This window comes from Vibrio atypicus (assembly GCF_009811315.1).
GTDB classification, from domain to species: Bacteria; Pseudomonadota; Gammaproteobacteria; order Enterobacterales; family Vibrionaceae; genus Vibrio; species Vibrio atypicus.
This window is the reverse complement of sequence record NZ_BLID01000009.1, coordinates 115,192-141,191: the sequence shown is the minus strand read 5'-3', so window position 1 is coordinate 141,191 and position 26,000 is coordinate 115,192. Positions and strand designations below refer to the sequence as shown.

The 26,000-nt window shown below is 44.1% G+C and carries 23 protein-coding genes; 11 read left to right on the top strand and 12 right to left on the bottom strand.

Going from position 1 to position 26,000, the window contains the following annotated elements; genetic code table 11:
* Positions 1-8: 8 nt before the first annotated feature.
* The 5 genes from GVO60_RS18065 to GVO60_RS18045 all read right to left on the bottom strand — a co-directional run bounded on the left by GVO60_RS18065 (position 9) and on the right by GVO60_RS18045 (position 3,803).
* The gene (locus tag GVO60_RS18065; RefSeq protein WP_159656559.1) at positions 9-206 is read right to left on the bottom strand and encodes a twin-arginine translocation signal domain-containing protein; all 198 of its coding nucleotides are present in this window, start codon (positions 204-206) and stop codon (positions 9-11) included.
* Positions 207-267: 61 nt separating this feature from the next.
* Positions 268-903, bottom strand: coding sequence for a TorD/DmsD family molecular chaperone (locus GVO60_RS18060; RefSeq protein ID WP_159656557.1), 636 nt, complete (start codon positions 901-903; stop codon positions 268-270).
* A gap of 9 nt (positions 904-912) precedes the next feature.
* Positions 913-2,574 (bottom strand): 4Fe-4S dicluster domain-containing protein, encoded by a 1,662-nt coding sequence (locus GVO60_RS18055; RefSeq protein ID WP_159656556.1) that lies wholly within the window; start codon positions 2,572-2,574, stop codon positions 913-915.
* A 190-nt stretch (positions 2,575-2,764) separates the two neighbouring features.
* Positions 2,765-3,349, bottom strand: a complete 585-nt coding sequence (locus tag GVO60_RS18050) for a DUF3306 domain-containing protein (protein ID WP_159656554.1) — start codon at positions 3,347-3,349, stop codon at positions 2,765-2,767.
* Positions 3,339-3,803, bottom strand: a complete 465-nt coding sequence (locus tag GVO60_RS18045) for a DUF3305 domain-containing protein (protein WP_159656552.1) — start codon at positions 3,801-3,803, stop codon at positions 3,339-3,341. The genes GVO60_RS18050 and GVO60_RS18045 overlap by 11 nt, the downstream gene beginning before the upstream one ends.
* Before the next feature lie 191 nt (positions 3,804-3,994).
* On the opposite strand from GVO60_RS18045, the gene fdhD reads away from it, so the two are divergent.
* Positions 3,995-4,822 carry a formate dehydrogenase accessory sulfurtransferase FdhD gene (gene fdhD / locus GVO60_RS18040; protein WP_159656550.1) on the top strand — a complete coding sequence of 276 codons (828 nt, stop codon included), beginning with the start codon at positions 3,995-3,997 and terminating at the stop codon, positions 4,820-4,822.
* Between the two features lie 122 nt (positions 4,823-4,944).
* The gene (locus GVO60_RS18035; protein WP_159656548.1) at positions 4,945-6,834 is read left to right on the top strand and encodes a methyl-accepting chemotaxis protein; all 1,890 of its coding nucleotides are present in this window, start codon (positions 4,945-4,947) and stop codon (positions 6,832-6,834) included.
* 83 nt (positions 6,835-6,917) lie between these two features.
* On the opposite strand, the gene GVO60_RS18030 is transcribed toward GVO60_RS18035, so the two are convergent.
* A complete protein-coding gene (locus GVO60_RS18030) occupies positions 6,918-8,510 on the bottom strand; it encodes an ABC-F family ATPase (protein WP_159656546.1) in 1,593 nt (530 codons plus the stop codon).
* A 227-nt stretch (positions 8,511-8,737) separates the two neighbouring features.
* Between GVO60_RS18030 and GVO60_RS18025 the strand changes: the two genes are divergently transcribed.
* Positions 8,738-11,083, top strand: a complete 2,346-nt coding sequence (locus tag GVO60_RS18025; protein ID WP_159656544.1) for an ATP-binding protein — start codon at positions 8,738-8,740, stop codon at positions 11,081-11,083.
* 1 nt (position 11,084) lies between these two features.
* Positions 11,085-11,963, top strand: coding sequence for a mechanosensitive ion channel family protein (locus tag GVO60_RS18020; RefSeq protein WP_159656542.1), 879 nt, complete (start codon positions 11,085-11,087; stop codon positions 11,961-11,963).
* A gap of 49 nt (positions 11,964-12,012) precedes the next feature.
* Here GVO60_RS18020 and GVO60_RS18015 read toward each other — a convergent pair whose 3' ends face one another.
* Positions 12,013-14,043, bottom strand: a complete 2,031-nt coding sequence (locus tag GVO60_RS18015) for a sensor histidine kinase (protein WP_159656540.1) — start codon at positions 14,041-14,043, stop codon at positions 12,013-12,015.
* Positions 14,033-15,481 carry a sigma-54-dependent transcriptional regulator gene (locus tag GVO60_RS18010; RefSeq protein WP_159656538.1) on the bottom strand — a complete coding sequence of 483 codons (1,449 nt, stop codon included), beginning with the start codon at positions 15,479-15,481 and terminating at the stop codon, positions 14,033-14,035. Before GVO60_RS18010 ends, GVO60_RS18015 begins: the two co-directional genes overlap by 11 nt.
* A 252-nt stretch (positions 15,482-15,733) precedes the next feature.
* Between GVO60_RS18010 and GVO60_RS18005 the strand changes: the two genes are divergently transcribed.
* The 6 genes from GVO60_RS18005 to GVO60_RS17980 all read left to right on the top strand — a co-directional run bounded on the left by GVO60_RS18005 (position 15,734) and on the right by GVO60_RS17980 (position 20,651).
* A complete protein-coding gene (locus tag GVO60_RS18005; RefSeq protein ID WP_159656536.1) occupies positions 15,734-16,552 on the top strand; it encodes an ABC transporter substrate-binding protein in 819 nt (272 codons plus the stop codon).
* A 6-nt stretch (positions 16,553-16,558) separates the two neighbouring features.
* Positions 16,559-17,257: an ABC transporter permease gene (locus GVO60_RS18000; RefSeq protein WP_159656534.1), complete on the top strand. Its 699-nt coding sequence runs from the start codon at positions 16,559-16,561 to the stop codon at positions 17,255-17,257.
* Between the two features lie 9 nt (positions 17,258-17,266).
* Positions 17,267-17,983, top strand: a complete 717-nt coding sequence (locus GVO60_RS17995) for an energy-coupling factor ABC transporter ATP-binding protein (RefSeq protein ID WP_159656532.1) — start codon at positions 17,267-17,269, stop codon at positions 17,981-17,983.
* Positions 17,961-18,548, top strand: a complete 588-nt coding sequence (gene mobA / locus GVO60_RS17990) for a molybdenum cofactor guanylyltransferase MobA (protein ID WP_159656530.1) — start codon at positions 17,961-17,963, stop codon at positions 18,546-18,548. Before GVO60_RS17995 ends, mobA begins: the two co-directional genes overlap by 23 nt.
* Positions 18,545-20,323 carry a bifunctional molybdopterin-guanine dinucleotide biosynthesis adaptor protein MobB/molybdopterin molybdotransferase MoeA gene (locus tag GVO60_RS17985; protein ID WP_159656528.1) on the top strand — a complete coding sequence of 593 codons (1,779 nt, stop codon included), beginning with the start codon at positions 18,545-18,547 and terminating at the stop codon, positions 20,321-20,323. Before mobA ends, GVO60_RS17985 begins: the two co-directional genes overlap by 4 nt.
* Before the next feature lie 61 nt (positions 20,324-20,384).
* Positions 20,385-20,651 (top strand): DUF2960 family protein, encoded by a 267-nt coding sequence (locus tag GVO60_RS17980; protein WP_159656526.1) that lies wholly within the window; start codon positions 20,385-20,387, stop codon positions 20,649-20,651.
* Positions 20,652-20,681: 30 nt separating this feature from the next.
* Here GVO60_RS17980 and GVO60_RS17975 read toward each other — a convergent pair whose 3' ends face one another.
* From GVO60_RS17975 to GVO60_RS17965, 3 genes are all read right to left on the bottom strand, one after another.
* The gene (locus tag GVO60_RS17975) at positions 20,682-21,185 is read right to left on the bottom strand and encodes a GNAT family N-acetyltransferase (protein WP_159656524.1); all 504 of its coding nucleotides are present in this window, start codon (positions 21,183-21,185) and stop codon (positions 20,682-20,684) included.
* Positions 21,186-21,255: 70 nt separating this feature from the next.
* A complete protein-coding gene (nagK, locus tag GVO60_RS17970) occupies positions 21,256-22,164 on the bottom strand; it encodes an N-acetylglucosamine kinase (RefSeq protein WP_159656522.1) in 909 nt (302 codons plus the stop codon).
* A 144-nt stretch (positions 22,165-22,308) separates the two neighbouring features.
* On the bottom strand, positions 22,309-23,049 hold the full coding sequence (locus GVO60_RS17965; RefSeq protein WP_159656520.1) for a tRNA-uridine aminocarboxypropyltransferase: 741 nt from the start codon (positions 23,047-23,049) through the stop codon (positions 22,309-22,311).
* A gap of 82 nt (positions 23,050-23,131) precedes the next feature.
* On the opposite strand from GVO60_RS17965, the gene GVO60_RS17960 reads away from it, so the two are divergent.
* Positions 23,132-23,920, top strand: coding sequence for a sterol desaturase family protein (locus GVO60_RS17960; RefSeq protein WP_159656518.1), 789 nt, complete (start codon positions 23,132-23,134; stop codon positions 23,918-23,920).
* Between the two features lie 2 nt (positions 23,921-23,922).
* Here GVO60_RS17960 and GVO60_RS17955 read toward each other — a convergent pair whose 3' ends face one another.
* Positions 23,923-25,953: a methyl-accepting chemotaxis protein gene (locus GVO60_RS17955; RefSeq protein ID WP_159656516.1), complete on the bottom strand. Its 2,031-nt coding sequence runs from the start codon at positions 25,951-25,953 to the stop codon at positions 23,923-23,925.
* Between the last annotated feature and the right edge of the window lie 47 nt (positions 25,954-26,000).

Here is a 26,000-nt window from a genome sequence, read left to right as displayed (position 1 = left end):
CTCAGCTCCTATAGGGTTTCGTAGTAATCGCGGATATGTTCTGTTTCGCGATACCCCGTCTTCTTCACGTCTTTTTCCAATACAACAGTTTCAGAAGCGCTTGCTACTTTTGTTGTACCAGCAATTACGGCTCCAGCCACTGCTGCAGTCGTTAAGCCTTTGAGAAGATCCCTACGGCTTGTGTTTATTTCTTTATTATCTTTCATTTTGCTTCCTTACCTTTACGGTACTTGGAGACTTTTCGTCTCTCTTATCGACGCGAACTCGCTACAGCTGAGTTTGGTCGTACTCAGTGACGTTTTTCACATCAATCTTTAATTTGTTTTTGCTTGTCTGCATGTTTTCACTAAAACGCACTTGCTCTAGTGTTAAAAAAGCATCTAGAAGGTCGGCAACCGCAGCGTAAAAATCTGCATGCTCTGCTTGTCTGATTTGATTCACCAGTGACTTAAACCAAGGCCCAATGTGTTTATTAAAAAAGACTTGTTGTAGCCCTTCTTCTTCATTCGTCATCATCGCCATTACTTCACAAAGGGCGGCAATATGATCTTCAGGTTCTTTAACCTGCTCTTCACGTTCAAAGCCTAGCAGTTGAAGATCATGGCGAATTTCGGCTAAAGGTTTTTCCATCAGTGAGCCAGTGCGATGCCAAGACGCGAAAGGTACGACTTCACCGCGACCAATACCGATCAAAAGCTCTTGGTATTCATCACTAAGGGCTTCTGCTTGCGAATTTTTAGCGGCTGCTGAAATAGCTTGCCACGCTTTTTGCATTTCGCTTTGTTCAGATTCAGTTTCTAAATCAGCCAAAAAATCCAACATTTCTTGATTAGGACATTGGCGAAACAGCGCGGAAATCAACAAGTAAATCTCAGTGCGTAATGTTTGTTGTTCGTTTTCCAATTTGAACTCCTAGTACTTCAGTTGCTGCATCGGGTCTTGAGCCATTGACTCAAACATGTCGACAACACGGCAGTCTTCACACATCGCGATACGATTAATCGCCGCTTCATCAGAAAAATGAGAGTGACCGCGTAACTTATTTTGTAGCATGTCGATCATTGATTGCGGCGCGAATGGTTTACTACAACGGATACATTCCGCTGCTTTTTCTTGATGAAGAACTACAGGATTCTGACGAGTCTTATGATCCCAATTCATACGAGGAATTAGGCTGAGTGCATTTTCAGGACACGCCTTTTCACACAATCCACATTGAACACAATCTTGTTCGATAAATTGAAGTGAAGGTGAATTTCCATCAGTATGCAAAGCTCGAGTTGGACAAACTGCCACACAGCTCATACACAAAGTACAATCTTTGCTTTCACACGAGACCGTACCAAACGGTGCATTTGCTGGAAGGTCGACAATATTTTCGACAGGGATACGGGATTTCGCCATTGCATCTAAAGCCGTAAAGAGACGCTCGCGCTTATTCCCTTCTAGATCGCCCAATGCCAAATCAAAAGATTCAGTACATAGAGTTGGAAGTCCTTCTCTTAGAGATTCTAAGAAAAGAATGTCGATGGTCTCTTTTGCGATACCAAGCTGAGCGAGCAACTCTTGAGCAATCGCGACTTCGTTATTTAACACTCGAATAATTGTCGGCGGCATAAAGCGACTTGCTGCGAATAGTACCTGAGTAGCGTCATTCACTAGCGCAGCCAACCAACTATCAATCCCCACCGAAGGTAATTCTTCAACGACGATAGGGACAACGTTATCGGGTAGCGCTTTCAGAGCCATCACGTTGTATGACTCATGACGAGAGCTACAGATCAAAACGATAGGATTTACACCACCCGCTTGCTCATAGTTTGCCAGCGTGCGTTCAATGAATTTCTGCGTGTCTTGAGGATTAGGAAGAGCGTAATGAATGGCTTCTGTCGGACATGCCGTCGCACAAGTTCCTACACCTTGACAAAGATAAGGATTAATTTCGATACGATGACCGGTTTTCTCGCTACCTTCACTCGATAGCGCTCCAGCAGGACATGCATCAACACATCGCTCACAACCTTTTACACCGCGAGAGCTATGCGCACAAAGATCAGTATCTAAACGGAAGAATTTTGGTTTGTCGAATGTCCCCATCAGAGTAGGAATTTCTTCAAGTGCATCGGCTAACTTAGGATAACCGCGTCCAACAGGGTAATAGCCCGGAACTGGCACTTCTTCATTCATACAGCTATTGAGACAAAGATCGAGAACAATATCGAAGCAATCATGATTAATTGCAACTTTTGCTAGATTAGTTGTAATGCCGTTATTTTCAGTGACCACTTCAAACGTGCCGAGGAAGCCTGAAACTTGAACGCTATTGGCGTAATAAAGATTTGCGTGAGTTCCTTGAGTACCATCTGTTGATAGTAGCGTTAAGCTGTTCATCTGAGAGAGTTGCTCAGCCGCGCTCTCAATGATAGCCGTCGGCCCCACGATAAGAGTGTTACCACCGCTTTCATAACTGACAGTTGGCGGAATAAGGTTCGTCAATTCAACAGTATTCTCAAACGCAAAAAGTCGCGCTTTACCATTGGTCGACGTTGATTCTTGTAATAGTTGTTTAAGCATTGCTCTGTTCCAGTCCTAATCCGATAAGAACATGAATATTCACTCTGCTGAGTATTAGCAAATGCTGTACCAACTTTTAAAGTTCGTAATATCAGGTAGTTAGATGATTATTTCATCATTAAGGTGCAAATAAAAAGCGAGAGAGACAAAATGTCCCACTCGCTTAATCATCAATTTAGTCAAAATGTACCTATTTTTTGTGTGGTATATTTTGTCCCACTTCCTGTTCTAACTGCTCACTGATTTCGGAGGGAGTGGTTTCACTAGCATCCAATGTAGAAAGCTCTTCTTCAACATCTGCTTCAGCTTGCTTCATCTCAGAAACTTGCTCAACTTCAGTGTTCATGTCATCTGAGTTAGCCAGTTCACCATCGACGGGCTCCTCTTCTTGATTCATCCAATCACGCAGTTTTTCGGCGACTTCACTGGACAAGCTTTTTACTGATGCATAGTCGTGGTCATAGTCATTCATTCGATCCACTTCGCTAAACTCACCAGATAAAAACAACTTTCTTAGCGCCGCTTTTTTGATAGAAGAATCCGCTTCTGAAACCAGCAAACTTGCGACGCTTTCCTCTTTTGGTTCAATGACTTTGTTATCATCAACCTGAGGCTCAATTGTTATTGGATCATCAGCTTCAATCGAAGTATCTATCGACGTGAATTCTGAATCATCGAGGCTTTCAGTTTGCTCAGTCGCGCTAACTGCATCAGGTTCTGTATCTTCGCCTTCGAGCTTACGCTTAGACCAGCGACTTAAGAAATTAGTTGCCACTCGCGCGCCCTGCCCCTTTGCGTTTCTTGCGTCTCTGTTCGAGCAATTCTCCGTGACGGCCGATGAAAGCTTCCATCCATGCTTGAACAGGTAATGGCATGTCGTTAGAAAGCACCAAATAGTCTCCGTCCATATATTGGCTAGCAACACTTTGGGCAGCTGTTAGAGTCACGATATTTGGCTCTTCATCACTTTCTATTGAATCAAGCACAAGGAACAGCTTGGGTTGATGCGAACTCAAATTGAATCGATAGTCAGTACGCTCGTCACGATGAAGTTGTAGTGTCGCAACTCGTTGATTATACGACTCAGGAGACAATTCAAACCCAGCCAATTGCCATTGGGTTGTGACCCAAATACCAGTGGTAATCTCGTGAGAAACTAATCCACATTCAATCGACCAAAGCTCTTCGTTTTTTTCCAACTTAATATCAGCAGCCTGTTGTTTTGACATGATTTACCTGCCCAGTGTTATTGTTAACGTTGTCATAAGCAATATTTGTACCTAGCTCAACTCACTGTAGTGGCTTACTTAAGAATAAGGTAATATTTGTCTTGAGAAGTTTGACGTAACCTAAGTAAGGAATGGTATTTGCAAGCTTACTGTTCCAGAAATAATAACCAACTCTATCAATAGGAACGATCGTGGTTAAACCAAACATAATTAAAACCAGCGAAAATCCCCTGCAAACTATCGAAGTTGAAGTTTTTGACGAGTATGGCGAGAAACTTGTTAAGCAGATTGCTTGCGAGCGCCCTCTTACGGTCATGTTGAACTGGAAAGAAGTGGTGACTTTGATGACCTTAGGTTCGAGACCAGAGTCTTTAGTGTTGGGTTATTTGAAAAACCAAAGCTTTATCTCTGATCCAAATGCATTGGAGTCAGTCATTATCGATTGGGAGACTCATAGCGCTGCGGTGATTACCAAGGAAGATACTCAACAAGTAGAAAGTGCATTAAAGAAAAAGACCGTCACTTCTGGTTGTGGTCAAGGCACAATGTACGGAAATGTCATGAAGCAGCTTGAAAATTATCAAGTACCTCAAATTTCAATCAAACAGTCTGAAATCTACTCTGCGCTTGAAGCTCTCACCCATTACAATGACACCTACAAAAAAGCGGGCGCTGTTCATGGGTGCGCGGTATGTAAAGCGAATGAAGTGCTCTCTTTCGTTGAAGATGTCGGCCGTCATAACGCGGTTGATACCTTAGCTGGTGAAATGTGGATCAATGAAGAGAGTGGCGAAGATAAGATCTTCTACACAACTGGTCGTTTAACTTCTGAAATGGTGATTAAAGTTGCTCAGATGGGCATTCCTGTTTTGCTGTCTCGTTCCGGTGTGACCCAAATGGGTTTAGATTTAGCGCAGAAATTTGGCATTACCACGATTGCTCGAGCAAAAGGTCTAAGGTTCCAAGTATTTACTGGAGCTGAAAAGATTGACTTTGATGTAAAGGGCGACAACAAATAACAAGGTTTCTTGCAAAACACCTCTCATAAGCTATTAGTTTTATATCCATTGAAATAAAAGTGTCACAAATCAAAACAACTCAATGGCTATATCACGTCACCGGCTAAATATGGGAGGTGTCCATGAACGGATCACCTGAACACCAGCGCTTTTCGCTGTCTCTCTCGATCAGAATGAAGCTGATCCTTATCAATCTCACTCTTCTGCTTGGTGTAGGCTTATATGCCTACTATGAGCAAGCTAGTCTAAATAGACTCTCTTATTTAGAACATGCTGCCAATGAAAACCTAAGTAGCTCAGTTGATCTGCTCATGTTAAGACGCCACGAAAAAGACTTTCTTGCGCGAAGAGATACCAAGTACCTTACCCGTTTCGATGATACCTTCGAGCAGCTTTCTGGACGTATCAATCATCTTTCTGAAACCTTGAGCCACGAGGAGCTGACCGCAAACATTCAGAATGCAGAAATCGTCTCTACACTTAAACAATACCAACAGCAATTTCATCAACTGGCCAATCAGGTCAATGCAATTAATGGCTTAGGTTCTGATGCAAGCCTAACCGCCTTACTTAACTCATCTCGACAAGAATTAAAAACAGCGGTGTCCGAACAGCAAGACTTCCTACTCAAAGTCGCTTTGTTAGAACTCGTCGAAGCGGACTTGAGTTACCTTGCCTCACCATCAAAAGAAACGATCGAATCTTATCAAGACGCCCTGCAACGATTTAGCAGCTACTCTAGCTTGCCAAATGCTGTTGTGCCTATATTGGCTCGATACCAGACGCGAAGTGATGCCCATGTCGAGGGTATGACGCAGTTGGGTCTAACAGCTAGCGAAGGCCTTAGGGGGTCATTGCGCAGTAATGTGCACAACACAGAGAAAGCAATCACCAGTTTGCAAACTGAAATTAATAGCGCGATTGACGACGCGAGTGCTTCAATCAAAGAGCAACTTCATATGATGGGTGGTGCGATTGTTTTACTGATCTCTGCATTACTGTTTTTGATTGGCCGCAGTATTCTCAGCAGAATTAAAGCCATTAACCGCCTTATGGCACAAATAGCGAGTGGTAACGGCGATCTTACCGTCAGAATGAACGCCAAAGGTAATGATGAGCTAGCAGAGTTAGCAAATTCGTTCGATATGTTTATCTCAACCTTGCATGGCCATATTAAAGATCTCGCTGGCGTCATGGGGGTCTTAAGCGAAAGTTCCTGTAGTTCGGAAAGTGCAGCGGTACAAAGCATGAAGAATGCCGAACAGCAAAAGCTTGAATCTGAATCGGTCGCGACAGCAGTCAACGAACTCGTTATGACCACCAACGAGATTACCGCAAATATTGAGTCAGCTGCACACAACGCTGAGCGAGTCAAAAGTGAAGCAGATAAAGCGCTAGACAAGACTCATGCGACAGGAGATAGAATTGACTCTCTTGCTGTCAGTATTGAAGAATCACAAGCGCAGATCATGTCGCTTGAAGAGCAGAGCCGTGAAATCAATCAAGTCATATCAACCATCCAGAGTATTGCTGAACAAACTAACCTCTTGGCGTTAAATGCCGCCATAGAAGCAGCCCGAGCGGGCGAAAGCGGTCGAGGCTTTGCCGTAGTGGCAGATGAGGTGCGTCAACTCTCCCATATGACCAATGATTCGACACATCAAATAGAATCGACGATCCAAGGGTTAACTCAGGGAATTTCTCAAACAGTTGCTAAAATGGCATCAAGTGCCGATCAAGCACGTACCACCAACAGTCATACGCACGAGGTAGTCACTGCGATTGAAAGCATTAGCGCGCAAATTAGTGAGATGTTTGACATGAATACCCAAATAGCCACCGCGTCAGAAGAACAATCCGCGGTGTCTGCCGAGATCGATCGCAATATTACTGAGATTGCCCACTTAGCAGGTAACACCTATCAGATTGTTTCTGGTTCAGTAAAGTGTAGTGAGCAGGTGTCGGGTGTGAGTCATAAGCTTGAACACATAGTGGCGCAGTTTAAGTACTAGTTCGCTCATTCTCATCCAAATACTCCGGATACAAAAAGAGCCTCAAATCAGAGGCTCTTTTTTATGTTCGTCATCGCTGGAGATTAACCGTTGATGCCACGCGCTTTTAGGAACTCAGCGTACGTACCACGGAAGTCATGGATCTTGCCATCTTTGATTTCTAAGATACGTGTTGCTAGTGAGTCAACAAACACTCGGTCATGAGATACGAAGAACAATGTGCCTTTGTACTGCTCAAGTGCTGAGTTCAATGATTCGATTGATTCCATATCCATGTGGTTAGTTGGTTCATCCATCAATAGCATGTTTGGTTTATGCATTTGGATTTTACCTAGAAGCATACGACCTTGCTCACCACCAGATAGAACTTTTACAGACTTTTTAATGTCGTCTTGAGAGAAAAGCATACGACCAAGGAAACTACGAAGAACTTGCTCATCGTCGCCCTCTTGACGCCATTGTCCCATCCAATCCATTAGGTTCATGTCTTCTTCGAAATCATGAGCGTGGTCTTGAGCATAGTAGCCAATGTTTGAGTTTTCTGACCACTTGTACTCACCCGTACGAGGCTCAAGTACGCCAGCGAGTGTGTTTAGTAGAGTTGTCTTACCTACACCGTTTTCACCGATGATAGCTACACGCTCGCCCACTTCGAAAATCGCATCGAAGTTATTGAATAGATCGTTTTCAAAACCTTGGCTTAGGTTTTCAATCACAAGCGCGTTACGGAATAGTTCTTTTGATTGCTCGAAACGAATGAATGGGTTTTGACGACTTGATGCTTTTACTTCATCAAGTTGGATCTTATCAATCTGTTTTGCACGAGAAGTTGCTTGCTTCGCTTTTGATGCGTTTGCAGAGAATCGAGCAACGAAAGTTTGCAGCTCGGCAATTTGGGCTTTCTTCTTCGCATTGTCAGACAGTAGACGCTCACGAGCTTGTGTCGCTGCTGTCATGTATTCGTCGTAGTTGCCAGGATAAACGCGCAGTTCACCGTAATCTAAGTCAGCCATGTGCGTACATACTGAGTTTAGGAAGTGACGGTCGTGCGAGATGATGATCATCGTGCAGTTACGTTGGTTCAATGTATCTTCTAACCAACGAATAGTATCCATGTCCAAGTTGTTGGTTGGTTCGTCAAGAAGCATGATATGCGGGTCAGCAAAAAGAACCTGTGCCAATAGTACACGCAGCTTCCAACCTGGAGCGACTTCACTCATCAAACCATAGTGCTGTGATTCAGGGATACCTACCGCCAGAAGAAGTTCACCCGCTTTTGAATCTGCCATGTAGCCATCCATTTCAGCGAACTGAACTTCAAGATCAGCAACTAGCATACCTTCTTCTTCACTCATCTCTGGTAGTGAGTAAATACGGTCACGTTCTTGTTTAACTTTCCAAAGCTCTTTGTAACCCATGATAACCGTATCGATTACCGTGAACTCTTCGTAAGCAAACTGGTCCTGGTTCAATTTTGCAACGCGCTCGTTTGGATCGTAGCTAACGTTACCGCCCGATGGCTCTAGCTCACCACTTAGGATTTTCATAAAGGTTGATTTACCACAGCCGTTTGCACCAATCAGGCCGTAACGGTTACCTTCACCAAACTTTACTGAAATATTTTCAAACAGTGGCTTTGCGCCGAATTGTTGTGTGATGTTGTTAGTGGAAATCAATGTCTCGTTACCTATTAAATATGAAAAACCGCGCCACACTACTGTTTACTGCTGTTAACTTCAAGTGTTGTTTTAACTTTGTCACATTTTGAATTAATGACATCGTTATGACACTAGACGCAAAGTTAAGAATATAGTCGTGCGCCTAATATTTGGCGGCGATTCACTCGCTTTCATATCCAAAACAACTAAACTAACTCTAACCTTATAAGTTATAAGAGAATTTTATGCGTTTTTTCCTACGCTTTTTATGTGTGGTTGCTCTTTTTAGTGTGTATCCAGCTTTAGCAAGTTGGCAGTATGACCTTCAAGAGATCCCACAAATTGATACTGTCTCTGCAAGCATTGAACAAGAAGTCTCTGGCCTCCCAGAACCACTCTTTATGACTGACCAAGATAAACGTAAGGTCGGCCAGCTTCTTAATGCAGTGATTAATGAGCAACAAAAGCAGATCGCTTTGTTTGAACAACGTATCAAGCAATACCGTAGTCAAGGTGGTGATACTGCTTGGTTTGAAACTGAATCAAGCTATCTTACGCTGACGAGTTTAGGTCAAAGCAAAGAGCAGCTCATTGCCCTAACCGATAGCGTCAACCGTGACAAGCTTACTGGCTTTGGCCCGTACGGCGTGACTCAATTCAAACAAGAGCTGAAACAAACCCAGTTAAATATAGAGTACTTGGCTTATTTCCAATTGCGCAGCTTTAAATCGCTATTGGGCGAAGTGTTTATTTCTCCTATTCCCGTGATTTGGGCTGGGTTAAAAGTTCTATTTATCTACTTCGGTTTGGTTTGGTGGCTCGCGAACAGTAAACGTTTGATTGGCTTGTTTAAGCAGACTCAGCTTGAGAATAATCCCAAACCCGCTTTGTGGATTCGTCTCGTTTGGTATGTGAGCCGAGCGCATCGTGCGTTGGCGTGGCTGATCGCTATTACACTGTCTCTGCGCGTACTGTCTGAAATCCCTAGCTTGCAGCATTTGATCATTCTCGAGATCTTTACCTGGTGGGTGCTTGGCGGTTCTATTGCTATTAGCTTCTTATTGGAGTTTGCTTATCGCAACAGCAGCAGTTCTAGCCCAGAGGTGATTGCGTTACGTCTCTCAACCATTCGCCGTTATGTATGGAGCGCGATTGTTGCTGGCGTTATTTTGCAGATCTCAATGCGAACCCTAGGCAAAGGCACTATCTACTACTGGATATACAGTGCGCTTTACGCTTGGTTTGTGCTTGTCACCATTTCAGTCCTGAGATTATGGCGTACCAAAGTTTTTGATACGATTGCACACATCACCGATCGCCCTGTTTGGGTTAACTGGGCGGTTAGTCGACAAAATGCTTTCTTACTGAACATTCCTGCAACAGCCATCGCAATTGCTTGGTTGATGGTGCATAACTTTAAGCATCGCACTGTCGCGGCACTTTCAAATTACAGCTTCTTTAGTCAAGCATTGGCTTACTTGTTCCGTATCGAAGTGGCAAAGCAAACCGGCAACAACAACGGCCAGGCTAACTTGGTTCGTGTAAAGGGTAACGATGCCTTTGAATACGTCACTCCGGGCGGCTTCGACAGTACACTCGTTGACTATGCGACGGATGAAGTTAAACAGCTTTCGAAGTACTTGATGACAGACAGCCCTGCTATTTGCGTAGTTTCTGGTGAACGTGGCGTTGGTACCACAACGTTACTAAGATCGCTGCTAAACAAAGTTAAAAACGCAGAGCCAATTTACCTTAATTGTCCTTACGCTGGGTATGCTGAACTGCTCGCTCATTTTGCCGTAAGTCTTGGTTTAGAAGAGGAAGCCACTGAAATTCAGATCCTCTCGCATCTGCGTAAAAGCGAAACGACTTACCTTATTGCCGTGGATAATGCACAGCGTCTAGTCAAACCTATGGTTGGCGGATTAGCTGATTTGATTCGTTTGACCAACCTACTTCGCCGCTCTAAGAAAAATCATCGCGTAGTGATTGCGGTTGAAAAAGCGAGTTGGCGATTTGTCGATCGTGCTCGTGGTGAGCGTCTGCTGTTTGATTTAGTCAGCTTCTTACCGCGTTGGACTGAAAAGCAGATCCACCAACTGCTAGATACTCGCATTAATCAGCCTGAGCAGAAACAAGTCTCTTTTGAAGGCCTCGTGGTGCCGAAGCAGTGGGACCAAGAGGAAGTCACTGAAGAAGAGCGAGCGAAACAAGGTTTCTACCGTATTTTGTGGCATTACTCAGATGGAAACCCAACCGTTGCGTTGCGCTTTTTCCGTTTGTCGTTGAATAGAGATAAAGAAACAGAACAAGTTTATATCCGCTTGTTCCGCGCTCCTGAATCACTAGAACTAGAGAAGATGCCAAAACCGATGCTGGCTGTACTTCGCTCTATCGTACAGCTCGAAATTGCTTCTCCAGAAGTCTTATCTGAATGTACGCAACTAAGTATTGCCGAAGTGACGGGAACTCTGCGTTACTTCCAGAGTCGTGGTTACATTGAATGGTTGGAAGATAAGGCTCGAGTGTCTGATCACTGGTTCCGCCATATTACTAACGTTCTCGATCGTCAGCATTTATTGGTGAAATAACATGAAACGTATTCTATTTATTCTGTTTGCTTTAATTGTTTCGTCACCAGTATTGGCGACGGAAGAAGTTGCTAATGTTGAGAACATCGGCCAGATTGCCAGTCTAATTCGTTGGAGTGGCGTGTTTTTCTCCCTATTGGTCGTAGCGGCCACTTGGTTGCTACTCAAGTTCATTAATTCGATGGTTGAAAGCATCGGCAGCCAGTTTGCTCAATATCGAATGCTGTTGCAAAAGCTGCAATCTTTCATGCAGTTCTTCATCTACATGAGCGCGGGTATTTTGGTGTTTATGATGAGCTTTCGCATCAATGATCAAATCCTTGCTCTTATCGGTGGTACGTTAGCGGTATCGGTCGGTTTCGCATTGAAAGATTTGGCTGCTTCGTTCATCGCAGGTATGACCGTTATGGTTGACCGTCCTTTCCAAGTTGGTGACCGTGTCACTTTTGAAGGGAACTATGGGGATGTGATAGCCATTGGTCTTCGCTCAGTGCGCATGAGAACATTAAATGACGACATCATTACCATTCCAAACAACAAGTTCTTAAATGAAGTAACTGTGAGCGGTAACTATGGCGCCTTAGACATGCAAGTGGTGATTCCGTTTTATGTCGGCCTAGATGAAGACATCACGCTTGCTCGCGATCTGATACAAGAGGCTGCCTCTTCAAGTCGCTATATTCACCTACCAAAGCCAGTCACCGTTTTGGTAAGACAGACAATCACGGACAATTACTTGGCAATTCAGTTAACTTGCAAAGCGTACGTGGTTGATACCGCCTATGAAAAGCTATTTGAAACGGACATTACCTTGCGTGTAATGAAAGAGTTCAAAAAACACGGTATTCGACCGCCAAAAATTGCGGTTAACGCTGGATAACAAAAAGCGGAGCAATGGCTCCGCTTTTTCGTTGTTAGTTTTATTGTGATTACAGGTTTGTAATCTTAAGGTCCGATTCAGCGCGTTGAGGCAGATAGATACTAAAGGTGCTTCCCTCGCCCCAGTTTGATTCAACTTTAAGCTCACCGCCTGTTTGACTCAGGATACTTTGTGACACTGAAAGCCCTAACCCAGTACCTTCGCGCTTAGTGGTATAAAACGGCGAGAAAATTCGTTTCAAGTTTTCTTCTTTAATGCCACAACCTTCATCTTGAATATGAATAATGGCGCCAATACATGTGCCCTGCTCTAACCAATCTTCACTGCTTACCGTTAACTTACCCGCCCCATCCATCGCATGAATGCCATTCATTTGCAGGTTAACCAGAATTTGCAGCAGTTGATGTCGATTCACTTCCACAGAGCTTTTCGCGTGTAGATCAGTCACAAACTCAATATCGCGTTTCTTAGAGCCAGTTTTCACCAAGGTGATACTTTCTTCAATTATTGGGTTCACGTGTTGCCAGGTGATCTCATCTTGAACGCCGCCTTGCCTGCTGTATTGCAATAAGCTTCGAGTGATATTTCGAATACGATCAATCTGACCGTGAATCGCTTCAATTTCTTCTTTAACCCTTTCTGCATCAGGCCCAAGTTCAAATTGAATCAGCTCAACATTACCTAAAATAACCGCTGTCGGGTTGTTGATCTCATGGGCTATGCCGGCGGTCAGTTCCCCTAACGCGGCCAATTTTTCGTTTGTGACCAGTTTGTCGCGAGTCTGGTTAAGAAGCTGAATGTGAAGCTCAAGCTCTTCCGTCTTTTCCATCAAGCTAGCGGTTCGCTCTTCGACTTTGCCTTCAAGAACAATCGCTGAATTTCGAATTTCATTTTTCCGCTGTTTGAGAAGATCCAACATGTTATCGAACTGGCGGGCTAATTGGGCAAGCTCGTGGTTTTCATCCAATCCTAGCTGACCTATACGAGTCTCTTTTCCAATCTGAATCATCTTCACAACTCGGTGAATATGCTCAATTGGGTTAAACAGATCTCTAGAGCCACGGTAAACCATCAAACCAGAGATAAGCAGCAACACAAGCGTCGTAACCGAAATCTCAGCGATGTTGGTCATATAGGCTTTTACGAATGGCCACAGCAAGTAACCGGTATAAAGCATGCCGATGACATTGTCGTATTGGTCGCGTATTGGTTGGTAAGCAGTGATGTACCAAGCATCATATACAAACGCTTTGTTGACCCACTCTTTTCCTTCGAACAATACTGCGCGATTCACTTGAGAAGAAACGCGCGTACCAATCGCTCGCCCGACTCTATCGTTGCTATCTAAAGGCACGTTCGTACTGACGCGAAGATCATCAAGAAAAACGGTCAAAGTGCCTACAGGTCGAAGATTGTCTTCCTTAGATGGATAAATAAGATCGCGAATTTGATCCACCAGCACAGTACTGTTGTTAAGCAGTAAGCCGCCATCCAGAAAACCAATAATGTCATTCTTTTGGTTATAAATGGTAATAACCGTTCGACTCACTAAGCCGCGCTGTTCTAGCTTTTGGCTGTTTAAAATTGGGATTTGTGCGCGTTTAGCAAGATCCTTGTCTAATGAATCAAGTTCGTTTTGGTCAAGTACATCGAAAAATGATTCTTTACGGGTTAAATCAAGATAGCGAAACTTCTGTTCAATGGTATCTACGCGATGAAAGCGAAGAAAATCCAGTTTATAGCGAGACTTTTGTTCAGACACCCAACCCGAAAAATCATCAAAATCTGATAAGTGATTAATGCCGTAGACAAAATCAAACGATTCGGCAAATGCTTTAACGTGGTTTGCCTGCTTCTCTTGAATCAATTCAATACTGTTTTCAGCAACCCCTAAACGCTCAGAAACATCCAATAGCGCACTTTGCCATGTGTAATGGATAGACCAATAAATCGTAATACCGATCAGTGCCATCAAGGTTAAAAAGATTGGCGCTGAGGTAAGGATCATTAGTCGATAGCGCACCATGGTTTTGAACCGGTAGCGCCATTTAGACCAGAGACTGCCGCCGTTATTCGGCATAGCCCGACTCCTCTGTATCCCACTCTTTGTATTTACGTTCTAGCGTTTTACGCGCCACGCCAAGTTCACGCGCTGCCGCAGACTTGTTGCCATCATGCAAATCGACGAGCTGCTGAATATGTGCTTTTTCGACTTCTTTTAAAGTCCAACTATTTGGGTAGCCTTGTTTACTATCCAAACCTTGTGGCAGATCAATCAGCTCACAGCCACTTGATACCGTTACGGAAACATTTTGTTGAGGTGCGGCACCATTGATTTCTCTCCAATAGTGAGCTGGCGGCTTGCCAAGCAAAATGCATCGTTCAATAAGATTCTTTAACTCACGAATATTCCCTGGCCAGTCATAATCATTCATCGCAATGATATCTTCGTGAGCCCATTTAGGATCACCAATTCCTAACTCAGCTGCTAGCATGCGAGTAAAGAAAGGCACCAGATCAATCAAGTCAGTTTTACGTTCACGCAACGGCGCAACGTCAATTTTCAGTACATTGAGACGGTAAAAGAGATCTTGGCGAAAATGACCTTTGTTAACCTCTTCTTGTAAGTTTCTATTGGTTGCAGCGACAATGCGAACGTCAATGCTGATTTCTTTTTCGCTGCCCACAGGTCGAATGGTACGTTGCTCTAACACACGGAGTAGAGCAGATTGCATCGATAGCGGCATTTCACCAATCTCATCAAGGAATAGTGTTCCCCCATTGGCGACACGGAACATACCTTCGCGATTTTTCTTTGCGCCAGTAAACGCACCTGACGTATGACCAAACAATTCACTTTCGAGTAGCTCAGGTGCAATCGCCCCACAGTTGATTGGCACAAATGGGCCGCTACGTTGGCTCGCTTCATGGACTCCACGTGCAACAAGCTCTTTGCCTGTACCTGATTCTCCTTCAATCAACACCGAAGCACGTGAAGGCGCAAATTGAGTGATGAGTTGTTTAAGCTGCTTAGTCCTTTCTGATCCGCCGACAATTTCTGTTTTAATATGACGCTTAAAATCATGATGCAGAGCGTATTGGTGCCTTTCTGCTAACCGCTTATCCATACAACGCTGCACGGCTTGTAGCATCTGTTCAAGGTTAAATGGCTTGAGGATAAAGTCGGATGCCCCTAGCTTGAGCGCTGAGATAGCCGTTTCAAGGTCGGCATAACCCGTCATGAAGATCACGTCCGCTTTACGATCTTCATCAGTGAAAGCTTCTTCCCAATCAATTCCTGAACGCCCTGGTAGATTAATATCAAGAATGATCAAATCGTAATGGTTAGTGGTTCGAAGAATTTCCGCATCTTCGATACTGCCCGCGGTATCAACGCGAGAGAACCATTTACTCAACGCTTTGTTTAAAATCGCTTGCATTCCGACTTCATCATCAACCACCAAAACGGAAAATGCTTGGTACTGCGACACTTTATTAGGATCGAACGTTGGGGACATATTGACTCGTTGAATTGTATTGAGATTGGGACAGAGTGTACCAAGGTTTGCATGGATCAGATAAAACTAAATGCGACAATTTGTCTCAGGTCATATTTTGTTAATGTAAGTCATTGATCTATAGTTCTAAAATGGTGGAAAATTGTTGGCATTAAGCTTGCTTTATATGCGTGTCTATTTATAAAGGCTGAGTACCGTTCATGTTTTGAACGGCTTATACTCATTACCACCATCGAATGGAATGATAATAAAATGAAAGCAATTACAATTTCTCTTGCAACAGCGTCTTTAGCCCTTGTTAGTTATTCAGCGTCTTCTGCTGATGAAAATCCACATATCCGTTTAGCAACCACGACCAGCACTTATCACTCTGGTTTACTTGATTATCTACTTCCACAGTTTGAAAAAGATACAGGTTATAAAGTTGACGTTATTGCCGCAGGTACCGGTAAGTCGCTTAAGATGGGTGAGAACGGCGATGTTGATTTGGTGATGACCCACGCTCCAAAAGCAGAAGCAAATTTCGTTGAAAAAGGCTACGGCGTTCTACCACGTAAACTGATGTACAATGACTTCGTGATTGTAGGTCCTCATAAAGACCCAGCAAAAGTGCATGAGTCTCAGGACGTGGCGCAAGTATTTGAAAAAATCGCCAATATGAACATGACGTTTGTTTCTCGTGGCGATGATTCCGGCACGCACAAGAAAGAAAAAGGCATTTGGGAGCAAACCAAGATTGAACCAAACTTCGGCGGCTACCGCAGTGTTGGCCAAGGCATGGGCCCTACGCTAAATATGGCGAACGAGATGCAAGGCTACACAATGACCGACCGTGGTACTTGGTTAGCTTACAACAACAAACTTGACCTTGAGATCTTGTTCCAAGGTGACAAAAAGCTATTTAACCCATACCAAGTGATCTTGGTTAACCCAGAGCGTTACCCGACCATTAACTATCAAGGTGCAAAAGTATTTAGTGATTGGTTAGTAAATCCAAAGGGGCAAGAATTGATCAACAAGTTTAAGTTAAGCGGTAAGCAGCTGTTTGTTGCTAACGCAAACGAGAAGTAACCCTTCATGAGCCTTTGGCAAACCACCTTAGATGCACTCGCCTTATTGGTGAGTTTAGACCGAGAGCTTTGGGAGATCGTTGCGGTCTCCTTTAGCGTATCATTGACAGCAATTTCTCTTGTCCTACTGCCCTCGATTCTGTTTTCGTTCATTTTGGCGTATACCGATTTTCGAGGTAAATGGATATTCCTGTCGCTAGTAAATACGCTCCAGGCGATTCCTACCGTGGTTATTGGGCTGTTGCTCTATATGCTGCTTTCTCGGGCCGGCCCTATGGGTGATTGGCAAATGCTCTTTACACAAAAAGCGATGATAGTCGGTCAAATGTTGATCGGCTTTCCAGTATTGGTTTCGATGATGCACGGCGCACTACAATCAAGTGATAGACGAGCCATCGAAACCTCTATTACGCTTGGTGCTTCCATGACAAGAATCGCTGCCACTATGATCTGGGAAACGCGTTTTCCTCTGATGGCGGCGACGATAGCTGCGTTTTCTCGTATTGTGACGGAAGTAGGCTGCTCGACCATGGTTGGAGGCAACATAATGGGTATTACCCGTAATATTCCGACCGCTATTGCGATGGAAAGCCACAAAGGTGCTTTCGCACAAGGTGTTGCACTGGGCATGGTATTACTCGCGCTAGCTTTGGCTCTCAACTTTTTCCTTACCAGCATGCGCGGTAAAGGTTATTTAAGAACATAGGGACGCTGTATGACGATAAAAATAAACGCACAGCAATTGTCCATGCGCTTCAAAGAGCGTGTGCTTTTTCATATCCCTGCCCTTTCCATTGGCCCCAATGATGCTATTTATCTAAAAGGCGACAATGGCGTAGGCAAAACAACCCTACTTAAAATTCTTTCTGGATTAATGAAGCCGACTACCGGCAAGGTCAATGCTCCTAACGACAGTTGGTTGCATCGTGCTTTTAGCCGTACTGGCCGAAAAGATGTGATTTACTTGCATCAATCGCCTTACTTATTTGATGGAACCGTCTACCAAAATGTGGTGTATGGCATTCGTTACCAAAAAGAGTCCCCTAAAGATAAGCGAGCTCAAGTTATTACCGCTTTACGCATGGTAGGCTTGGAAACTTTAGCCGATGAGCACATTTCAGTACTCTCTGGCGGAGAAAAACAGCGTGTCGCGATGGCCCGAGCTTGGATTCTTAAACCGTCGATTTTGTTGATGGATGAACCGAGCGCTTCACTTGATCAAGAGTCGATTCAGCGACTGGTTGTCATGGCCAAAGATCTGCTTGAACGAGGTTCGAGCATTGTCATTACCAGCCACCAAAAAAATGCGTTAACCGACTTATGTCGCAAGCAGTGGTGGATAAAAGATACAACTTTGATAGAGTCTCCGCTGTTACAAGTTATTACTGATGCAACACAAGAGAACAGCTATGCTTCTTCCAACGCAAACTAGTTGGGTTATTTTGGCTGGCGGCCAAGCCAGCCGTATGGGCGGAAAAGACAAAGGTCTGATAGAGTTAAATCAAAAACCGCTAATACAACATGTTATTGAGCGCCTTTTGCCTCAAACTCCACAAATTCTGATTAACGCGAACCGAAATCAAGAGGCATACAGCCAATTTGGTGATGTGTTCAGCGATCAATTCGCCGATTACCCAGGCCCTATGGGTGGGATTCATGCCGGCCTTGTCCATGCGAAAACCGATTGGGTTGGTTTTGTTCCTTGTGACAGCCCACAGATCAATCGTGATCTCGTTGAGCGCTTTTGCTCAGAGGTTAACAATGAAACTGATATCTTAGTTGCTCATGACGGAGAGTTTAAACAACCCGTCTTCACGCTTTACCATAAACGTGTATTGCCTAAGCTGACCGCCTTTTTAGAACGTGGCGACCGTAAGATCATTCTACTTTATAAAGAATGCAACACCGCGTACGTCGATTTCAGTGATTCACCTGATTGTTTCCTCAACTTAAATACTCCAGAAGAACTGGCACAATTTGGAACTTTATCCGCATGAATTATTCTCTTCCTATTCCAATTTTGGGCTTTGCTGCGTATTCCGGTACCGGCAAAACGACACTTCTAGAAGCGCTACTACCTAAATTGACGCAAGCTGGATTACGTATTGGCATGCTGAAACACGCGCACCATAATTTCGATGTCGATAAAGAAGGCAAAGATAGCTACCGTCTGCGTAAGGCAGGAGCGTCGCAAATGCTTATCTCCTCCCGAAACCGTTTTGCTTTGATGACAGAAACGCCCGAGTCAGAATCAGAGTTTGACTACCTACTTAGCCGATTTGATACCGATAAGCTTGATGTGATTTTAGTTGAAGGATGTAAGAACATTGCTTTTCCTAAAATTGAACTGCATCGAGATGAAGTGGGTAAACCTTGGCTCTACCCAAATGACGACAACATCATTGCGATTGCTGCAGATAGTGACGTTACAGATACCTCTCTGCCAACAATGAGTATTAATGATCTGGATGCTATCGCTCAATTCGTGATTGATTACGTGAAACCAAAAGCAATAGAGTCAAGTTCGAAAGCTGCTTCGTCGTGTTGCGATATTCTTTCGCCTGCATTCCTTTCAGTCGCGCAAGGTCAAGAAAAGATCCTTTCTTTGGTTGATACCGTTTCAGGTGTAGATTCATGTTCTATTGAGTCAGGCTACGGTCGAGTTCTTGCAGAACGTATTGTTTCTCCTGTTAACGTACCGCAATACACTAATTCAGCGATGGATGGTTACGCCATTCGCGGTGATGATCTTGGACGAGAGCAATATCAAGTTGTCGCAGAAGTATTGGCAGGCCACGCTTATAACCAGCCTCTTGAAAAAGGTCAGGCAGTTAAAATTATGACTGGCGCTCCTACTCCGCTTCATGGCGATACAGTGGTGATGCGCGAGCAAGCGACTCAGACCGGTGACCTTGCCACATTTAATGGTGCGTCAGTCAAGCAGGGACAAAACGTACGTCAAGCAGGCGAAGATTTGGCGATTGGCAGTGACGTATTTGCGCAAGGCCAACGTTTATCTTCCGCTGAGATGGGAATGATAGCGTCACTGGGGTTTGGGGCATGCCCGGTTTATCGCAAACTGAAAGTTGCCGTATTCTCAACCGGTGATGAAGTTCAAGCGCCAGGTAGCGAACAAAAAGTAAACTCTATCTACGACTCTAACCGCTTCACCATTATCGGCATGCTGGAAAAGTTGGGCTGTGAAATCTTAGACTTTGGCATTTTAGAAGACAACGAAGCATTGATGATTAAAGCGCTAGAAGATGCTTCGGCACAAGCTGATATTGTAATTACTTCCGGTGGTGTATCCGTAGGTGATGCCGATTACATTAAACTCGCACTCGACAAGCTGGGACAGATTGATTTCTGGCGTATTAATATGCGCCCTGGCCGCCCACTTGCGTTTGGTCAGATCAATAACAAACCTTTCTTTGGCCTACCCGGTAACCCTGTTGCTGTCATGGTATCGTTTATCAACTTTGTTGAACCTGCACTACGCAAGATGCAAGGTGAGCAAAATTGGCAGCCATTAAAAGTTAACGCGATTGCGACAGAGAACCTACGTTCACGCCAAGGTCGGACTGAGTTCAGCCGAGGTGTCTACGAGCTTGATGCCACTGGTCAATTGACCGTAAGAACCACAGGTAAGCAAGGCTCCGGCATTCTTCGTTCTATGAGCGAGGCGAACTGCCTAATCGAAATCTCACCGGCTGTTGATACAGTAAAATCGGGGGAAAGCGTGACAATTATCCCACTTCAAGGCAGAATCTAGCCCATCACATATAAGGCCAGTGCTCTGGCCTTTATATCTAAGCAAATTTTGAGAGATTTTCATGGCTCGCACTATTCTTTACACCTACAAAGGTGAAGACAAAACGCTGACTTTTTCGTACCAACAGCATCGCAATATTCACGAAGCGGTTGCAGAAGCTGAAGGTATTGATATTTCAGAATTTCTAAAGATGGAACAGCAGATTGAAGCTGTGTCTGATACTAAAGCAATGCGTAACTATCGTGACAATCACTTTAGAAAACTAGGCTTTGAAAAACTTACGCTGAAGCAAAAAGAAAACTTAGGCGTCGGCAAAAAGCAAAAATAATTTTTTAGCGCGCTCGTATGAGCGCGTTCTTTAATTGTTACTCGATTGTGATTGAGTCGCATCCAACGACTTCCTCATGTAAAGCAATTCCCAATTCTCTCCCTCAAAACTTCGCGTTCCTAGCTCTCGCTTTATCTCTTCAAAGCCTAATTGTTGATAGCAACGTATTGCGCTGTCGTTATGAGAAAACACACACAAGTCGAGTGTTTGATAGCCACGAGTGATGGAAATCGTTTCGAGTTGCTCAAGCATCGATTTTGCCGCTCCTCGACCTCGAAACTTGGGTGAGACGAAAACCCGACATACTCTTGCTGTATCAGCACTGGTTTCAAACAGTTCAATGTAACCAATAGCTTCAGATTCATCTCGATATAAATAAGCCGAGACCTGAGAGTTAGACAAATGGTGCTCAATCTGCTGAATCGTCAGCGGAAAGTCATACACGGGTCCACCCCACAAATAATTAAGTTCGGGTGAGCTAATCCAATCAATAAGTTGCTGATAGTCCTGAGGACAAAACGCATCTAACGCCACATCAATTCCTTTTGACGAAAAAAAAGAGCTTACCTAAGCAAACTCTCAAATCTTGTTCATCAAATCAAGGTTATTTGATGTTTAGGAATGCCGCACCGCGCACACCACCGGAATCACCATGTTTTGCTTTGATGATCTTCGGACACTTAGCAACAGACAGTAAGTACTTAGGAATACGTTTAGGCATCTCTTCGTAGATAAGCTCAAAGTTAGACAAACCACCACCTAAAGCCACCACGTGTGGGTCATTACCAGTGAAGATATTGGCAAAACAGATCGCAAGTAGCTCCATGAAACGCTCAACGTGCTCGACAGCCTTCGTTTCGCCTTCCGCATGAGCCTTAATAATGTCGATCGCTTTTTTAGGCTCACCGTAATAGTGTTCGTAAATTAGTTCGAAACCACGGCCAGATAAATAGCTATCTAGGCAGCCCTTTTTACCACAGCCACAGCCCAGTAGTGGCGCGTTATCGCCTAAATGGAACCAAGCGTCAAGTGGTAAGCGCATATGGCCAAGTTCGCCAGCTACATTGTTACGGCCAGAGAAGACTTTGCCTTCATAGATCAAACCGCCACCAAAGCCAGTGCCAAGAATCAAACCCATTACGGATGGCGCGTCTTGTAGTTCTTCGTCCCATGCTTCAGACAGAGCAAAACAGTTCGCATCGTTTTCAATTTTAACTGAACGACCAATTTTAGCTTCAAGATCTGCACGTAGAGGTTTGCCTTTTGCTGCGGGCACATTCACCGTTAGTACAGTTGCGTCGTCGGCGTCTTCCATTCCTGGCAAGCCAAGTCCGATTTTTCCTTCACAACCAAACTCTTGATCATACTTTGCGACTAGGCCACTAATGGTCTCAATCAAAAGTGGATAATCGTCGGTTGGCGTTGGTACACGTTCCGTCGCGACACGTTCAAGTTTGTCATTAAATGCACCAAACTCAATCTTAGTGCCACCAACGTCAAAGCCGTAGTACATTGGTTTTCTCCCATCAATCAAAATTCATAAAATCAACAACTGATTCATTATCCATATAGCTACGCCTACAATCCGTGACCTATGATCGATTTAATTGCCGGCTCGTATTAAATGCTCAGACTATAGCCAACAAGCGATTAACTTTTAGAGGGGACTCTCGTTTTGGCTCATAGTTATGAAATCTTTCAGAGCTATTCTTTGCTCATCTACTTTGCCCCGACTCTTACTCAGCATATAACTTTCTTTGAAAGCTTCGAACCAATAGTGGAGCGTTTGCGCTGCGTTATGCTCTTTTACTTCATCCAAAACTAAACTTGCGACTTCAGCAGTGGCCAAATGTTGTTCGTTGTCTGAGCGGCGCATCATGTAACGAGATAGTGTCGAAGGAGAAATTGACAGTACAGGCAGTGAATCCAAGTAAGGAGATTTTCGGAATACACGCCTCGCTTCACGCCAACTTCCATCTAAGAAGATTAATAGTGGTTTCTTCCCACCACAAAATTCGCGAGCATCACCGAGAACCAAACGAGACTTATCATCGATGTACTCATCAGGGAACACTAAAATAGGTTGATACTGGCTATCTTCGAGTAGTGCCAACATCGCTTTATCAGGCTCGGTACGGTTCCATTGGTAAACGTAGCCTTCTTTAACGGTATCCAAAATTAGTCGCCCAGTGTTACTTGGCTTAAAGACCTCATTTTCAGATACGATCAGCACAACCGCCACATCACTCTCTATGCTTGGTTGATGCTCACAAATGCAATATTTGCTCGACACTTGGCAGTATTGGCAACGCTGGACTTTACAGCCCCTAGCGTTAAACGGCTTGGTCGAATTGTCTAAGCGATATTGGTAGAGGTGGTGAAAAGCGTGGACTCTCATGGAATTTCATTGATAATGACAAAGGCCGCAAAGTTTACCCTCACTAGTCAGAGTTGCAAGTCAATTAGAATGGAAGCCTAATATGCAAAACCCCGATTTTATTCGCTTGAGTTTCTTCCTCGCTGTATTAGTGTTGTGCGCCATTTGGGAATGGGCGACACCGCGCAAGCAACTCACTCAAAATAAAGCTTATCGCTGGATGAATAACTTAGGGCTTATTGCATTTAACTCTCTGTGCCTGAGCTTGTTTATGCCTATCCTTGCGTTTGAAGCCGCATTACAAGCATCTCAACAAAGTATTGGGCTGTTTAATTGGCTGAATTTACCTTGGTGGTTTGAACTCATCTTATGTGTAATTTTGTTGGATCTAGCCATTTACCTTCAACATTTGGTGTTCCACCGTATTCCATTGCTTTGGCGACTTCATCGTATGCATCACGCAGATCAAGACATTGATGTGACAACCGGAACGCGATTCCACCCTATTGAGATCTTGCTATCGATGTGGATAAAAGTGGCATTAATCTTTGTGTTAGGTGTTTCACCTGTCGCCATCGTCGTCTTTGAAATTGTGCTTAATGCCAGTGCGATGTTTAATCACAGTAATGCGAAATTGCCACTTGGATTGGATGCTGCGTTAAGACGCTGGATTGTCACTCCGGACATGCATCGAGTTCATCATTCGGTTAAAGTGAAAGAGACCCACTCCAATTTTGGCTTCTTTTTATCGGTTTGGGATCGCTGGTTTAAAACCTATCGAGCTCAGCCAGAACTTGGGCACGACAAAGTACAAATTGGCATTCCTCTTTTCCAAACTGAAAAAGACCAAAGGCTAGACCAAATGTTGGCGCAACCATTTCGAAACAAATAATTCTAAGCCAAGCGATATTTGTGTAACTGAGTTTGCTGTTGACCAGCAATGCTCGCCACTTGCTGCGAACTTTCGACCATCGATTCCAACTGCTGCTTAGTCTTAACGCCCTGATCCGACACTTCAGCAATAGAGTCACTAACCTCAGCGGTTGCTCGCTCTTGCTCTTGGGTTGCAATGGTGATCTTTTCTACCCTTTGGCGGATTTGGTTCACTGCATATTCAATATCAGCAAACGAGACTTTCACCGACTCACTCGATTTAAGGGCTTGAGTCATTTCAGTTCGCGAGTGATTAACGGCCTCTCTTGAATGCTCTGCGGCGGCCACCAGTTCATTCATACGCTCTCGAATATTGGATGTTTGCTGTGAAGTATCGCTGGCCAGTTTTCGAACTTCATCAGCTACTACTGCAAATCCGCGCCCTTGTTCTCCCGCCCTCGCCGCTTCAATCGCCGCATTCAATGCCAATAGATTGGTGCTTTCGGCGATACCTGCAATCATATCCACCATCTCGCGAATCTGTTTCACGCGGCTATCAAGCTCACTCATGGATTGATCATTGAGATCCAAAGACTGCTCTAAAGATTGCAAGCGTTGCTGATTCTGTTCAATGGCTTTTAAACCACGACTTGAATGTTGCGCCGCTAGCTTGGATTCTGTATAAGATTCATTCGTAACTGTCGCAATTTGATTAATTGACGCTTCCAGCTCAACAATAGTTTCAACCATGTTTGCTAACGATTGGTTTTGCTTGCTTAAACTGTGGTTTGATTCTTCAGCCGCACCATGGCTTATCTCTGCCGTTTGATACAGGGTTTCGCAGTTTCTTGTAACACCTGATATCGAATCTCTAGTGGAAGAGATCACTTGCGTTAACTTATTCGCTATCTCTTTCATTTCATATGGGCCACGAAGTTCGACTTCTCCAGTCATGTCATGCTCAGTCAGCCTATTCAAATGATGTAAGATATTTTTCAATCCTCGGTTGACCCAAATTCTTAAACACAACCAAGAAAATATAATAGCTACAACTAACGCGCTACCGCTGGTCATTGCGATATTGGCAAGATGGGAAATGGTTTTAGTCACTTCACTTTGACTAGTTTGTATTAGCCCTTCAGCGCTGTAGGAGATGGCATTTAGGATCTCGACCGTTTGTTCAGCCGCATCTGCAACCTCAACGGCCAACTCCCTTTGTTGCTCAATGAGTGCCAACTTAGCAAGCATCTGCTTTAGTACGCCTGTATCAGTAAAACCAGCGTTCACCATCTGATATGGCGCGGTTAAACTAGCAAATTCACTAATGTCTGGATGCCACTCTGCATAGTCATCGAAAGCCAATTGAATACCTGCAATCCTATTACGCATCTCTTGATAATCTTGCTGCGCTTTATCAAGTTCCGTCTGCATCATTAACCCTACAAACGTACTTTCCATTGAACTTGCACTGGCAATAAAGCGATTAGCAGCGTCAGCGGATTCGGGGTTATCCCCGGTCAAAAACGAGCTAATTCGATTCATTTCTGGACCTATTGAACTGATACCATAACGAAATTCCGTGACTTGATTGTCGATCACTCGCTGCATATTGATTAACTGCTGCTGATTACCCATTATCGTGTCGGTTAGGTATCTCAGCTTAGCCAGTTTACTTTCCAAACCCGACAAAAGATTGCCGTTAATAACACCATCAAACTCTGACGACGTTGTTAACACTTGCTCTTTTAATCTATCGCTTTGACTCTCAAGTCGTTCAATATTCTGTTTTGCTGTGGTTAGAGCATCGATTGAAGTCGCTTGGCTGCCATAGTTTAATTGTTTGACGTGCTCTAAAATCACCTGAGTCAACTTTGCATTGGTCATCGCCAATGGTAAGGCTTTTCCTGAAAGTGATTCAAATTGCGCACCGATTCTCTCTATGCCTCTAACAGAGGTGACAGATAAGGTGATGACCAGTAAAGTGGTGGTGAAGAAGATGGCGCTAATGGCTTGCAGTAAGGATAACGAACTTTTGGTTGCGGAAGTTTTCATGAAAGTGAAACCGAACTAATACATAAGTTTATGCTTGGATACTATGC

What these genes read in the sequence shown, in the direction of transcription:
- GVO60_RS18065 (WP_159656559.1), bottom strand. Translation starts at nt 206, where the DNA reads ATGAAAGATAATAAAGAAATAAACACAAGCCGTAGGGATCTTCTCAAA.
- GVO60_RS18055 (WP_159656556.1), bottom strand. Translation starts at nt 2,574, where the DNA reads ATGCTTAAACAACTATTACAAGAATCAACGTCGACCAATGGTAAAGCG.
- GVO60_RS18045 (WP_159656552.1), bottom strand. Translation starts at nt 3,803, where the DNA reads ATGTCAAAACAACAGGCTGCTGATATTAAGTTGGAAAAAAACGAAGAG.
- GVO60_RS18035 (WP_159656548.1), top strand. Translation starts at nt 4,945, where the DNA reads ATGAACGGATCACCTGAACACCAGCGCTTTTCGCTGTCTCTCTCGATC.
- GVO60_RS18025 (WP_159656544.1), top strand. Translation starts at nt 8,738, where the DNA reads ATGCGTTTTTTCCTACGCTTTTTATGTGTGGTTGCTCTTTTTAGTGTG.
- GVO60_RS18020 (WP_159656542.1), top strand. Translation starts at nt 11,085, where the DNA reads ATGAAACGTATTCTATTTATTCTGTTTGCTTTAATTGTTTCGTCACCA.
- GVO60_RS18015 (WP_159656540.1), bottom strand. Translation starts at nt 14,043, where the DNA reads ATGCCGAATAACGGCGGCAGTCTCTGGTCTAAATGGCGCTACCGGTTC.
- GVO60_RS18010 (WP_159656538.1), bottom strand. Translation starts at nt 15,481, where the DNA reads ATGTCCCCAACGTTCGATCCTAATAAAGTGTCGCAGTACCAAGCATTT.
- GVO60_RS18005 (WP_159656536.1), top strand. Translation starts at nt 15,734, where the DNA reads ATGAAAGCAATTACAATTTCTCTTGCAACAGCGTCTTTAGCCCTTGTT.
- GVO60_RS18000 (WP_159656534.1), top strand. Translation starts at nt 16,559, where the DNA reads ATGAGCCTTTGGCAAACCACCTTAGATGCACTCGCCTTATTGGTGAGT.
- GVO60_RS17995 (WP_159656532.1), top strand. Translation starts at nt 17,267, where the DNA reads ATGACGATAAAAATAAACGCACAGCAATTGTCCATGCGCTTCAAAGAG.
- mobA (WP_159656530.1), top strand. Translation starts at nt 17,961, where the DNA reads ATGCTTCTTCCAACGCAAACTAGTTGGGTTATTTTGGCTGGCGGCCAA.
- GVO60_RS17985 (WP_159656528.1), top strand. Translation starts at nt 18,545, where the DNA reads ATGAATTATTCTCTTCCTATTCCAATTTTGGGCTTTGCTGCGTATTCC.
- GVO60_RS17980 (WP_159656526.1), top strand. Translation starts at nt 20,385, where the DNA reads ATGGCTCGCACTATTCTTTACACCTACAAAGGTGAAGACAAAACGCTG.
- nagK (WP_159656522.1), bottom strand. Translation starts at nt 22,164, where the DNA reads ATGTACTACGGCTTTGACGTTGGTGGCACTAAGATTGAGTTTGGTGCA.
- GVO60_RS17965 (WP_159656520.1), bottom strand. Translation starts at nt 23,049, where the DNA reads ATGAGAGTCCACGCTTTTCACCACCTCTACCAATATCGCTTAGACAAT.
- GVO60_RS17960 (WP_159656518.1), top strand. Translation starts at nt 23,132, where the DNA reads ATGCAAAACCCCGATTTTATTCGCTTGAGTTTCTTCCTCGCTGTATTA.
- GVO60_RS17955 (WP_159656516.1), bottom strand. Translation starts at nt 25,953, where the DNA reads ATGAAAACTTCCGCAACCAAAAGTTCGTTATCCTTACTGCAAGCCATT.